Annotated in this window: 6 protein-coding genes, 2 tRNA genes and 3 rRNA genes; 2 read left to right on the plus strand and 9 right to left on the minus strand. The window is 57.8% G+C overall.

All coding sequences use genetic code 11. The features are described 5' to 3' along the window. Positions 1-52 precede the first annotated feature (52 nt). A complete protein-coding gene (locus DSC91_RS08625) occupies positions 53-307 on the plus strand; it encodes a GlsB/YeaQ/YmgE family stress response membrane protein (RefSeq protein WP_115777740.1) in 255 nt (84 codons plus the stop codon). Positions 308-381: 74 nt separating this feature from the next. On the opposite strand, the gene DSC91_RS08630 is transcribed toward DSC91_RS08625, so the two are convergent. From DSC91_RS08630 to DSC91_RS08640, 3 genes are all read right to left on the minus strand, one after another. Beyond that, on the minus strand, positions 382-1887 hold the full coding sequence (locus DSC91_RS08630) for an acetyl-CoA hydrolase/transferase family protein (protein WP_115777741.1): 1506 nt from the start codon (positions 1885-1887) through the stop codon (positions 382-384). Between the two features lie 192 nt (positions 1888-2079). Beyond that, positions 2080-2295 carry a hypothetical protein gene (locus DSC91_RS37380; RefSeq protein WP_162831346.1) on the minus strand — a complete coding sequence of 72 codons (216 nt, stop codon included), beginning with the start codon at positions 2293-2295 and terminating at the stop codon, positions 2080-2082. Positions 2296-2478: 183 nt separating this feature from the next. Beyond that, positions 2479-4644 (minus strand): FUSC family protein, encoded by a 2166-nt coding sequence (locus DSC91_RS08640; protein ID WP_115777743.1) that lies wholly within the window; start codon positions 4642-4644, stop codon positions 2479-2481. 199 nt (positions 4645-4843) lie between these two features. On the opposite strand from DSC91_RS08640, the gene DSC91_RS08645 reads away from it, so the two are divergent. Beyond that, positions 4844-5845 (plus strand): LysR family transcriptional regulator, encoded by a 1002-nt coding sequence (locus DSC91_RS08645; RefSeq protein WP_115777744.1) that lies wholly within the window; start codon positions 4844-4846, stop codon positions 5843-5845. Between the two features lie 219 nt (positions 5846-6064). Here DSC91_RS08645 and rrf read toward each other — a convergent pair. From rrf to DSC91_RS08675, 6 genes are all read right to left on the minus strand, one after another. Continuing rightward, a 5S ribosomal RNA gene (gene rrf / locus DSC91_RS08650) occupies positions 6065-6177 on the minus strand. A 207-nt stretch (positions 6178-6384) separates the two neighbouring features. Beyond that, positions 6385-9263, minus strand: a 23S ribosomal RNA gene (locus DSC91_RS08655). A 325-nt stretch (positions 9264-9588) separates the two neighbouring features. After that, positions 9589-9664 (minus strand) — tRNA-Ala (locus DSC91_RS08660). 67 nt (positions 9665-9731) lie between these two features. Beyond that, positions 9732-9808, minus strand: a tRNA-Ile gene (locus tag DSC91_RS08665). Between the two features lie 77 nt (positions 9809-9885). After that, positions 9886-11416: ribosomal RNA gene (locus DSC91_RS08670) — 16S ribosomal RNA — on the minus strand. The 16S, 23S and 5S rRNA genes sit together here with 2 tRNA genes alongside, the layout of an rRNA operon. A 562-nt stretch (positions 11417-11978) precedes the next feature. Continuing rightward, positions 11979-12539 carry a phosphonate degradation HD-domain oxygenase gene (locus DSC91_RS08675; RefSeq protein ID WP_115777745.1) on the minus strand — a complete coding sequence of 187 codons (561 nt, stop codon included), beginning with the start codon at positions 12537-12539 and terminating at the stop codon, positions 11979-11981. Positions 12540-12541 lie beyond the last annotated feature (2 nt).

The following is a 12541-nucleotide window of genomic DNA, read 5'->3' on the forward strand; positions in this document are numbered from 1 at the left end:
GACTAAGCTCTGTCACCGTGAATTTTTCACACTCAACCATGGAGTCTCGATTATGGAACACGGCATCATTGCATGGCTCATCATCGGCGCAATCGCCGGCTGGCTGGCTGGCGTGCTCGTCAAGGGCGGCGGCTTCGGCCTGATCGTCGACATCATCGTCGGGATTGTCGGCGCGTTCATCGGCGGCTGGCTTGCCGGTATATTGCACATTTCGCTCGGCGGCGGCTGGATCGGTTCGATCATTACCGCTGTGATCGGCGCCGTCATTCTGCTGTTCGTTATCCGGCTTGTCCGGCGCGGCACCTGAGCGTAGCAGCTGATGTCTTACGGCGTCAGGGGCGAATGCCACCTGACGCCGGCTTTACGTAACGTTCAGCGTGATCAGTCCATTGCCGGCAACATCGAGCCGGTGTCACGCAGCCGCGTATGCCAGGCGAAAGCCTGGTCCAACCGATGCGGTGTTTGCCCACCCCATTGCAAGGCGTCCCGATAGTAGTCGCGAAGCAGATCGCGATAGAGCGGATGCACGCAGTTCTCGATGATCAGCGTCGCGCGTTCCCGCGGCGCCAGTCCGCGCAGATCGGCCAAGCCCTGTTCCGTCACGACCACGTCCACATCGTGTTCATTGTGATCGCAGTGCGGCACCATCGGCACGACACTCGAAATGCGGCCCCCCTTCGCCATCGATTTCGTCGCAAAGATCGCGCATGACGCATTGCGCGCGAAATCGCCCGAGCCGCCAATGCCGTTCATCATGTGCGTGCCGCCCACGTGCGTGGAATTCACATTACCGTAAATGTCGAACTCCAATGCGGTATTCAGCGCGATCAGACCGAGCCGGCGAATCACTTCAGGATGATTGCTGACCTCCTGTGGACGCAACACCAGGCGATCGCGATAGCGCTCGAGTTCGCCGAACACCTGCGCCTGACGTCCAGCCGACAGCGTGATCGAGGCACCCGAGGCGAACGTCACCTTACCGGCGTCCATCAATTCGAAGGTCGAATCCTGCAGGACTTCTGAGTAAATTTCGAAGGCATCGAAGGGCGAATCGACAAAACCGGCCAGCACCGCGTTCGCAATCGTGCCGATGCCGGCCTGCAACGGCGGAAGCTGGCGGGACATACGTCCGCTCGACACTTCGTGCTGGAAAAACTCGATCAGATGTCCGGCGATCAGTTCGGTCTCAGCATCCGCGGGCAGCACCGTGGACGGGCTGTCCGCCTTATCCGTGATCACGATCGCTGCGATCTTGCCGGGCGGGATCTCGATGGCCTGCGTGCCGACACGGTCTTGCGGACGCACGATCGGCAGCGGTTCGCGATTCGGCCTGCGTCCCGGAATCCAGATGTCGTGCAGCCCTTCGAGGGCAAGCGGTTGAGCAAGATTGATCTCGACGATGACCTTGTCGGCAAGGATCGCGAAGCTGGCCGAGTTGCCGACCGACGTGGTCGGCACGATGCCACCGGTTTCGGTGATCGCGGCCGCTTCGATAATGGCGATGTCGAGTTTGCCGAGCTGATTTGCGCGCAGCATCTCGACGGTTTCGGACAGATGCTGATCGACGAACATGACTTCGCCACGGTTGATCGCATCGCGCAGCGTCTTGTCGACCTGAAACGGCAAGCGGCGAGCCAGGACGTGCGCCTCGGTGAGCATGCGATCCACGTCATGACCGAGCGATGCACCAGTCATCAGCGTAATCTGCAGCGGCTTGCCTTCCTGCCGGACGCGCTCGGCGAGCGCGACGGGGACCGCCTTGGCGTCGCCCGCACGCGTAAAGCCGCTGGCGCCGACGCGCATGCCGTCCCGAATCAACAGCGCCGCCTCGGCGGCTGAAGTGATTTTCCCGCGCAACGCGGAGCAACGAATCCGGTCTTCGTACATGAAATTGAGTCTCTCCATAGTCACCCATCCAGGCTACCGGTCCACACGTCTGCGGTGTGCTTAGCTCAGTAGCCAGCTTGTCGCGCCAGCCGCGGCGTCTCGATGGGACGGCGTCGCGGCCCGGCGTTCCGTCGCGTGCAACATTCCCGCGACAGTTCCTGCAGGCACTGCTGGTGTTGCGCGTGGCGCCGTCTAGCTGCCGAAGAAGAGATTGCAGAAGCTCACAGGCCCGACGCACTCTTCAACTTTGGGCTTCGGTATGGCAACACGGCTTGGCTCGGCGGCGCGATTCGCGCGCGGTGCATTCGCCTGCGCAACCTGTTGTTCCGGAGCGGCCGGCGCCGTCTGTGCATGCGCGACAGCAACAGATAAAGAGCAGGCAATCAGGGCAATCTTCAACACATTCATTTCGTTCTCCAATACTTACGGTTCCGTCCCGCGGGAAGTCCTTTTTGAGAACTGCGCGGCGGTGACGAAACTATATGACCACTACCTGCGCAGATTAACGGGGCTGAACGGAAGTGATCTTTCCATCTGGCAGAAGGATCGGGGGCGCACATCCGATCCACACGACGGATCCACGCGCATGGGTCAAGACGCATTGAAAGGCGCGCCTTTGTCGAGCAGCGCCGTGCGGATGAAGTGCAGGCAACTCAGGATGCGTTGCAGATCGTGTCGCTTGTGGCGGTCGGCATGAACGGTTTCGAGTACGTCTTGCGCGATCCAGGTGGCCGAACGCACGGATACGAGCGCGCGCTCGAGTGCAGGCGCGTCCGGTCGCGCAAAGAGCCGCGCGAGGTCGTCGCAAGTCCGCGTGAGGCCACTCTTCCAGCCTGAATGCAGGGCTTGCGCGTACGCGGCACGCGCTGCTTCATTGCGCAGATCGATCACGGCGTGCCCTACTTCGAGGGTGACGAGCATCCAGCGCAACGCGTCGCGGCGGCGGCGCGAGCGCCGCGTCAGCAGCATGCGCAACTGCGAGGCCAGATCGTGTGTGCGCGACTGGAAACGCCGATTGAGCCCAGGCAGTTCTTCCTTGCACGCAGACACGACTTGGGCGCGCAAATCGCCCTTGATTCTCTCGGTGAGCCACGGCATGTCCGCGGGAAACATCACCGCGAAGGTAATCGCCGCGAACAGGAGCGACGCCGTGATCGCCATGCCATTGTTGATCAGCAGATCGGGCGAGTACGTGACGACGTTGTCCGGTCCGGCGAGCAGGCAGAAGAACACCGAAAAGCCGATGCCATAGCCTGCCGTGGGATTGCGCGATGCGATGAAGGCGCCGAGCGCAAGCACCGGGGCAAGCAGCGCACAGAGCAGCGGAAAACCGTCGATGTTCGGATACACGTAGCACGTGAAAAGGTAGCCGGTCATGGTCGCCACCGCCGCACCGAGCGCCATCTGCACCGCCGTTTTCGATGCGTTCGGCGTGGTCGACGTCAACGCACATGCCAATGCCGCACCGATCACCGCCAGACCACCGCTCGACCAGTCGGTCTCGATCCAGAACCAGCCGGCAATCGCCATGACCGCCGCCGACCTGGCAAAGGTAAACGCGACCATAAAGCCGTTCGTCTTGCTCACGTAGCGACCGACGGTGCGCGGCCCTGCTCCCGGCTTGCGCCGCGCCAAAGACGCGTAAGTTTCGGAGTAAAGGATCCATTCGTCGACAAATCGATAGAGCAGTTCCGCGGCCGTATCGAAGTCCGCTAGCGATTCAGCGGGCGCGGTTTCCAGTGGCCGTCTCGTCTCGCGCACGCGTCCAGGCAAGCTCGCCTGAAAGAGCCGTAAACCGGCGGCTGCGCGCGCTGCATCGGCATTCGCGTGGCCGATGGATGCCAGCAATGCCGACAGCTCGCCGAAGTACGGCGTGATGGCGTCGACCGTCCAACTCGGGCCGCCTGCGCGCAGACGCTTGAACAACTGGTGCAGCGCATGCAGCCGCGCACATGCGTCCATGAATTCGCCGTTCAGACGGCCGAGATGTTGACTGCGTGAACGCATGGCCGGATCTTCGAAGGCAGCAAATGTTCGCGTCGTTTCAAAGCCGACGATCTCGTCGACGAGGTCCGCAAAGCGCCGTTCAAACTGGCCACGGTGGATCCCACGACCCAGCACGTCGGCGGCGAACGCAGTAAAATTCACGTAGCGAACATGCAGCGCGTGTCGCAATGCAAGACTGGAACGCTGCGGCACGATCAGCGCGCTCACTGCACTCGAGCACACGATACCGACTGCCACCTCGGCCGCACGCGTAAGCGCTGCCAGAAACAGGTCGTGTGGCGTCGTGACATTGGGGATGCCAATCAGAGCGGCGGTGTAACCTGCGAGCACAAAGCCGTACCATCTGAAATGCCGATACCGGACCGCTGCCGCAATACAGGCGCTCACCCAGCCGATCATGCCGAGCATATACAACTCGGGCTGCTGGACGAACAGCGCGCCAAGCACCAGGGCCGCGAGCGTCCCCACCGCGGTGCCGAGAATCCGGTAGAAACTCTTGGCAAGCACCATGCCGCTGAACGGCTGCATCAGCACGAACACTGTGGTCATCGCGATTCGCGGCTGCTGGAGATCCAGCAACATGGCAATGCCCAGTGCCAGCAAACCCGCAGTGACCGTTTTCAGCAGATGCAGCCAGATCTGACCATCGCTATTCGCCCAGTCGCCAACGGTCGGACCGAGCGTTGGCAATATGACGCGCCACTGCTGGCGAGAACCCTCCGTCGGTTTGATCGCATGTTGGCGTTTCATCAGAAAGCAACGCGTTCCGGTTTGTCGCTGAAAGAAGCCCCGATGAACACTGCGCACACCGGCGGGCAAGGCGCCGATTGTAGGAGCATGCGCTACGCGCATTAATAGGACCGGCGCGAAACGTCCCTTCCAGAATGAACAACAATGGGTTTGCGGGACAGGCGGACAATACGGCCTCTGCCGTGAAATAGAAGGATCGATGGATACGCTACAAAATATGCGAGTGCTCGTGCGCGTGGTTGAAGCCGGGAGTTTTACCGCCGCCGCGCAGTCGCTCAATTCGACGACTGGTGCAATGTCCCGCGCGGTCTCGGAACTCGAAGCTCATTTGCGTACGCGCTTGCTGAACCGGTCGACGCGGCGGCTCGCACTCACCACTGCTGGCGAGCGTTATCTGAAGCGGGCTCAGCAGATACTTGCAGATGTCGACACCGCTGAAGAAGAAGCAAGCTGCGCTCACGAGCGCCCGGCCGGTGCTTTGCGGATGCACAGCTTTGCCAGCATCGGCCAGCATTACGTGCTGCCGGCCATTTCCCGGTATCGCGCGCTTTATCCCGAAGTGAGCGTCGAGTTGACGTTATCGCAGCGCATGCCCGATCTGTTCGAAGGCAGCGCCGACGTTGCGGTGATCGGCGCCTCGACCCTGCCGAATTCCGACCTCGTGTCGCTCCCGCTTGGTACAACTTTCAGCATCCTGTGCGCATCGCCTGCTTACGTGCGCGCTCACGGCGCACCGCAGCAGCCCGGCGATCTGGCACATCACGAGTGTTTGATCTTGCACACACCGGCATTCCCGACCCATGAATGGGTGCTCGACGGTCCTAACGGCAGCGAGATGATGGAAGTGAACGGTCCCGTGCAAGTGAATATCGCGGAATCGCTGATCGTCGCGATTCGTGAGGGAATGGGCATTGGTATGGTGCCGCTTTATGCGGCGATCGCCGGGTTGCGCGACGGGACGTTAATCCGCGTGTTGCCCGAATATACGCTGCAGAAGACGACTGTTTATGCGTTGTATCCGTCACGCAAGTTCATCGATGCGAAGACACGGACGTGGGTCGAATTCTTACGTACGCATCTGCCGAAGGTAATTGCGCGCGACGAGGCGTTACTTGCGGAAGTCGACCAGATGTATGCAGCGGATGGCGTGGCACCTGTGAGAGCGGCCAGCGTTGGGGACGGAGACGCCGCGGCACGCTGACGCAGAATTTGAAGTCGAAGAGCGGATCGCGTCTGCGCAAGGCAGGGACGTGGATATCGAAATGGCGGGCCATTTGCGTGACATCTATGACCCGCTGTTTCGCCGCGCCGTGTTTCTGCCGGGCTGTTTCTGCCGCACTATGTGTTTACCGCACTGTTTCTGCCGCGTAAACGCAGAAACCCCACCGTTTCGGGGTGGGGTTTCTGCTGCTGCTGGGGAGCCTGACGATTACCTACTTTCACACGGGAATCCGCACTATCATCGGCGTGGAGTCGTTTCACGGTCCTGTTCGGGATGGGAAGGGGTGGGACCGACTCGCTATGGTCATCAGGCATGACTTGTTGCCGTACTGCCTTTGGGCAATACAGCCAATCTGGAAGAAGTAGTTTCTGGTGATGCTCACCAGAGGGAGTTGTGTTGTTCGAGGCACAACATCGATCTCTCAACCGTGTGTGGTCTGCATAAGACCCTGCGCGTGGCGCAGGGTGGGGCATCCATAAGTGCTGAAGCACTAACGGCTGCCGACACACACCTGTTATAGGATCAAGCCTTACGGGCAATTAGTATCAGTTAGCTTAACGCATTACTGCGCTTCCACACCTGACCTATCAACGTCCTGGTCTTGAACGACCCTTCAAGGGGCTCGAAGCCCCGGGGATATCTCATCTTAAGGCGAGTTTCCCGCTTAGATGCTTTCAGCGGTTATCTCTTCCGAACATAGCTACCCGGCGATGCCACTGGCGTGACAACCGGTACACCAGAGGTTCGTCCACTCCGGTCCTCTCGTACTAGGAGCAGCCCCCTTCAAATATCCAGCGCCCACGGCAGATAGGGACCAAACTGTCTCACGACGTTTTAAACCCAGCTCACGTACCTCTTTAAATGGCGAACAGCCATACCCTTGGGACCGGCTACAGCCCCAGGATGAGATGAGCCGACATCGAGGTGCCAAACACCGCCGTCGATATGAACTCTTGGGCGGTATCAGCCTGTTATCCCCAGAGTACCTTTTATCCGTTGAGCGATGGCCCTTCCATACAGAACCACCGGATCACTATGACCTGCTTTCGCACCTGCTCGACTTGTCGGTCTCGCAGTTAAGCACGCTTATGCCATTGCACTATCAGCACGATTTCCGACCGTACCTAGCGTACCTTCGTACTCCTCCGTTACACTTTGGGAGGAGACCGCCCCAGTCAAACTGCCTACCATGCACTGTCCCCGACCCGGATCACGGGCCAAGGTTAGAACCTCAAACAAACCAGGGTGGTATTTCAAGGACGGCTCCACGCAGACTGGCGTCCACGCTTCATAGCCTCCCACCTATCCTACACAGATCGGTTCAAAGTCCAATGCAAAGCTACAGTAAAGGTTCATGGGGTCTTTCCGTCTAGCCGCGGGGAGATTGCATCATCACAAACACTTCAACTTCGCTGAGTCTCGGGAGGAGACAGTGTGGCCATCGTTACGCCATTCGTGCAGGTCGGAACTTACCCGACAAGGAATTTCGCTACCTTAGGACCGTTATAGTTACGGCCGCCGTTTACCGGGACTTCAATCAAGAGCTTGCACCCCATCATTTAATCTTCCGGCACCGGGCAGGCGTCACACCCTATACGTCCACTTTCGTGTTTGCAGAGTGCTGTGTTTTTATTAAACAGTCGCAGCCACCAGTTTATTGCAACCCCTTCACCCTCCTGGCGCAGGCCAGTCAGGCTACAGGGGCGTACCTTATCCCGAAGTTACGGTACCAATTTGCCGAGTTCCTTCTCCCGAGTTCTCTCAAGCGCCTTAGAATACTCATCTCGCCCACCTGTGTCGGTTTGCGGTACGGTCCTGTTAAACTGAAGCTTAGAGGCTTTTCTTGGAACCACTTCCGATTGCTTCGTCGCCTAAGCGACTGGCCTCGCACCCTTGAATTCCGCGCCCGGATTTGCCTGAGCGCCTTCTCCAATGCAAGGACCGGGACTTCCAACACCCGGACAACCTTCCGCGATCCGTCCCCCCATCGCATTTAACAATGGTGCAGGAATATTAACCTGCTTCCCATCAGCTACGCATTTCTGCCTCGCCTTAGGGGCCGACTCACCCTACGCCGATGAACGTTGCGTAGGAAACCTTGGGCTTACGGCGAGGGGGCCTTTCACCCCCTTTATCGCTACTCATGTCAGCATTCGCACTTCCGATACCTCCAGCACACTTTCCAGTGCACCTTCGCAGGCTTACGGAACGCTCTCCTACCATGCACATTACTGTGCATCCGCAGCTTCGGTATATGGCTTAGCCCCGTTACATCTTCCGCGCAGGACGACTCGATCAGTGAGCTATTACGCTTTCTTTAAAGGATGGCTGCTTCTAAGCCAACCTCCTGACTGTTTTAGCCTTCCCACTTCGTTTCCCACTTAGCCATATTTGGGGACCTTAGCTGGCGGTCTGGGTTGTTTCCCTCTTGACACCGGACGTTAGCACCCGATGTCTGTCTCCCGTGATTGCACTCTTCGGTATTCGGAGTTTGCTATGGCGTAGTAATCCGCAATGGACCCCACAACCATGACAGTGCTCTACCCCCGAAGGTGATACACGAGGCACTACCTAAATAGTTTTCGGAGAGAACCAGCTATTTCCAGGTTTGTTTAGCCTTTCACCCCTATCCACAGCTCATCCCCTAACTTTTCAACGTTAGTGGGTTCGGACCTCCAGTACGTGTTACCGCACCTTCATCCTGGCCATGGATAGATCACCTGGTTTCGGGTCTACACCCAGCGACTGAACGCCCTGTTCGGACTCGCTTTCGCTACGCCTGCCCTAATCGGTTAAGCTTGCCACTGAATGTAAGTCGCTGACCCATTATACAAAAGGTACGCCGTCACCCCTTGCGAGGCTCCGACTGTTTGTATGCATGCGGTTTCAGGATCTGTTTCACTCCCCTCCCGGGGTTCTTTTCGCCTTTCCCTCACGGTACTGGTTCACTATCGGTCGATCACGAGTATTTAGCCTTGGAGGATGGTCCCCCCATCTTCAGACAGGATTTCACGTGTCCCGCCCTACTTGTCGTACACCCAGTTCTTTCATAATGTTTTCGCCTACAGGGCTATCACCTGCTATGGCCGCACTTTCCAGAGCGTTCGGCTAACACTACAAATAAAGAGTACAGGCTGGTCCCATTTCGCTCGCCACTACTCTGGGAATCTCGGTTGATTTCTTTTCCTGCGGTTACTTAGATGTTTCAGTTCACCGCGTTCGCTTCACGTAGCCTATGTATTCAGCTACGGATGACCCATACGGGCCGGGTTTCCCCATTCGGATATCGGTGGATCAAAGCTCGTTTGCCAGCTCCCCACCGCTTTTCGCAGGCTACCGCGTCCTTCATCGCCTGTGATCGCCAAGGCATCCACCACATGCACTTGTTCGCTTGACCCTATAACGGGTGTGTCTCTGCATCATTCTCTGGGAATGATGCGTTCGCCACCACCGCTACAGGTTGAGTATTCGTGTTGCGCCGTATTCCAAAGCAATCTTTCGATCACCTTTTCATACATTGATACAATCACAACCCTGATTCACCTACTCGAATACCCATCTCTAAGTATCCTTTCGTGAATCTCTTTACTACTTCTTCCTGATTGTTAAAGAACGACAGCCGATATCGCAGTTGCTATAACCGCGTATCACTCTGACTGGCTCAATCGCCAATGCAAAACCCTCTGCTTTTTTACTTCAGCAGAACGCTGCGCATTGAAGATTGGTGGAGGATGACGGGATCGAACCGACGACCCCCTGCTTGCAAAGCAGGTGCTCTCCCAGCTGAGCTAATCCCCCAGTCATGCACAGACCATCATCACACTTCGGGGTTCATCGACCAGCGCAGCCATCGCAGACAAGACAATGGTGGGTCTGGATGGATTCGAACCATCGACCCCCGCCTTATCAAGACGGTGCTCTAACCGACTGAGCTACAGACCCCTCAGTCTGTCTGACTTACTGTCTGATTTCACAGCCGATAAGCGTGAGCGCTCAACGCATTGACACGTTAGCTCGAGAAAGGAGGTGATCCAGCCGCACCTTCCGATACGGCTACCTTGTTACGACTTCACCCCAGTCATGAATCCTACCGTGGTGACCGTCCTCCTTGCGGTTAGACTAGCCACTTCTGGTAAAACCCACTCCCATGGTGTGACGGGCGGTGTGTACAAGACCCGGGAACGTATTCACCGCGGCATGCTGATCCGCGATTACTAGCGATTCCAGCTTCACGCACCCGAGTTGCAGAGTGCGATCCGGACTACGATCGGTTTTCTGGGATTGGCTCCACCTCGCGGCTTGGCGACCCTCTGTTCCGACCATTGTATGACGTGTGAAGCCCTACCCATAAGGGCCATGAGGACTTGACGTCATCCCCACCTTCCTCCGGTTTGTCACCGGCAGTCTCCCTAGAGTGCTCTTGCGTAGCAACTAGGGACAAGGGTTGCGCTCGTTGCGGGACTTAACCCAACATCTCACGACACGAGCTGACGACAGCCATGCAGCACCTGTGTTATGGCTCCCTTTCGGGCACTCCCACCTCTCAGCAGGATTCCATACATGTCAAGGGTAGGTAAGGTTTTTCGCGTTGCATCGAATTAATCCACATCATCCACCGCTTGTGCGGGTCCCCGTCAATTCCTTTGAGTTTTAATCTTGCGACCGTACTCCCCAGGCGGTCAACTTCACGCGTTAGCTACGTTACCAAGCCAATGAAGGCCCGACAACTAGTTGACATCGTTTAGGGCGTGGACTACCAGGGTATCTAATCCTGTTTGCTCCCCACGCTTTCGTGCATGAGCGTCAGTATTGGCCCAGGGGGCTGCCTTCGCCATCGGTATTCCTCCACATCTCTACGCATTTCACTGCTACACGTGGAATTCTACCCCCCTCTGCCATACTCTAGCCCGCCAGTCACAAATGCAGTTCCCAGGTTAAGCCCGGGGATTTCACATCTGTCTTAGCGGACCGCCTGCGCACGCTTTACGCCCAGTAATTCCGATTAACGCTTGCACCCTACGTATTACCGCGGCTGCTGGCACGTAGTTAGCCGGTGCTTATTCTTCCGGTACCGTCATCCCCCCACCATATTAGGGCGGAGGTTTTCTTTCCGGACAAAAGTGCTTTACAACCCGAAGGCCTTCTTCACACACGCGGCATTGCTGGATCAGGGTTGCCCCCATTGTCCAAAATTCCCCACTGCTGCCTCCCGTAGGAGTCTGGGCCGTGTCTCAGTCCCAGTGTGGCTGGTCGTCCTCTCAGACCAGCTACAGATCGTCGCCTTGGTAGGCCTTTACCCCACCAACTAGCTAATCTGCCATCGGCCGCCCCTGTAGCGGGAGGTCCTAAGATCCCCCCCTTTCCTCCGTAGAGCGTATGCGGTATTAATCCGGCTTTCGCCGGGCTATCCCCCACTACAGGACACGTTCCGATGTATTACTCACCCGTTCGCCACTCGCCACCAGACCGAAGTCCGTGCTGCCGTTCGACTTGCATGTGTAAGGCATGCCGCCAGCGTTCAATCTGAGCCAGGATCAAACTCTTCAGTTCAAACCTGTTACTGTTTTTCGGTCTCTTCCGAGACCGGTCGCTCACTCAACGTACTGACGAATGATTAATCTGTCTCTCGACAGAAAAACCTTCCTTTCATTACTGTGTGAGACTTGATACTTTCGCTTTGCGCCAGACCCCGAAGGGCCCGGCTCGCGTCGCGCATCAAGCGCCCACACTTATCGGCTGTTAGTTTTTAAAGATCAATTACGCATCCACCACCAAAACCGCACCGGGTCGCATCCTTCACCTCCCGGCACCGCTTCGTTCTGCGTCGCTGCATCAGCAGCAGAGAAACGAGATTATGGAGAACTTTCACTACGCCGTCAACAGGTTTTTCCAACTTTCCCAACCCGCTCACTTCGCGCAAAGCCTTGCCACTGCTGGCTCTCCCGCTTCCCGCACCCCGCTGTCCGGAGCACGAAAGAGCGAGATTCTAGCGAGCCGCACGGCCCCTTGCAAGCACTATTTTGATACGCATGGATTGCGCTGGAAATGGCGCGAGAATTGAAAACGAGTGGCACAACAAGCTCACCCGAAGATCATCTGACAACCACCTCGTTCAGGCAGCCGCGCGCTTCTGCATCACGCGCTCGACTACGCTCAAATAATGATCCAGCTCCGGCGTCGCGCGGTTCTTTTCTTTTGCGCGATCGTCCCACTTGCGCAGACGCAATGCGTCTTCCGCGTAGGGCTTCTGCAGGAACGCTTCAGCCTCTTCCTTGCTGAAGATGCCGCCTTGCAGTTCCAGGCTCCGCACCGAATCGGCGGAAAGCTGGCCAAAATACGCATCGTCGATGGCACATAGGCAGCGTTTGGCGTCGACGTGCAGCCGGATCGGCTCCAGCACCGCGTCCGGCAACACCGGCCGCAAGAACGGCAACGCGAAATACTGATGCAGATCGTCGATGCCCCGCTCCGTCGGCGTTTCGCCTTGCAGATTCAGCAGATGGCCGAGGTCGTGCAGAAACGCGGCGGCGACGAGTTCATCGCCGGCACCTGCCTCTTGCGCCAGTGCGCCGCTTTGCAGCGCATGTTCAAGCTGCGTCACCGGCTCGCCGCTATAGGCAAGACTGCCGTACTGCTCGAATAACGAACGAATGTCGTTCAGACTCAGTGCCACGC

Source organism: Paraburkholderia caffeinilytica (assembly GCF_003368325.1).
GTDB classification, from domain to species: Bacteria; Pseudomonadota; Gammaproteobacteria; order Burkholderiales; family Burkholderiaceae; genus Paraburkholderia; species Paraburkholderia caffeinilytica.

Excerpts from the sequence above, each read along its gene's own strand:
- DSC91_RS08625 (WP_115777740.1), top strand. The coding sequence starts at position 53 with ATGGAACACGGCATCATTGCATGGCTCATCATCGGCGCAATCGCCGGC.
- DSC91_RS08630 (WP_115777741.1), bottom strand. The coding sequence starts at position 1,887 with ATGTACGAAGACCGGATTCGTTGCTCCGCGTTGCGCGGGAAAATCACT.
- DSC91_RS37380 (WP_162831346.1), bottom strand. The coding sequence starts at position 2,295 with ATGAATGTGTTGAAGATTGCCCTGATTGCCTGCTCTTTATCTGTTGCT.
- DSC91_RS08640 (WP_115777743.1), bottom strand. The coding sequence starts at position 4,644 with ATGAAACGCCAACATGCGATCAAACCGACGGAGGGTTCTCGCCAGCAG.
- DSC91_RS08645 (WP_115777744.1), top strand. The coding sequence starts at position 4,844 with ATGGATACGCTACAAAATATGCGAGTGCTCGTGCGCGTGGTTGAAGCC.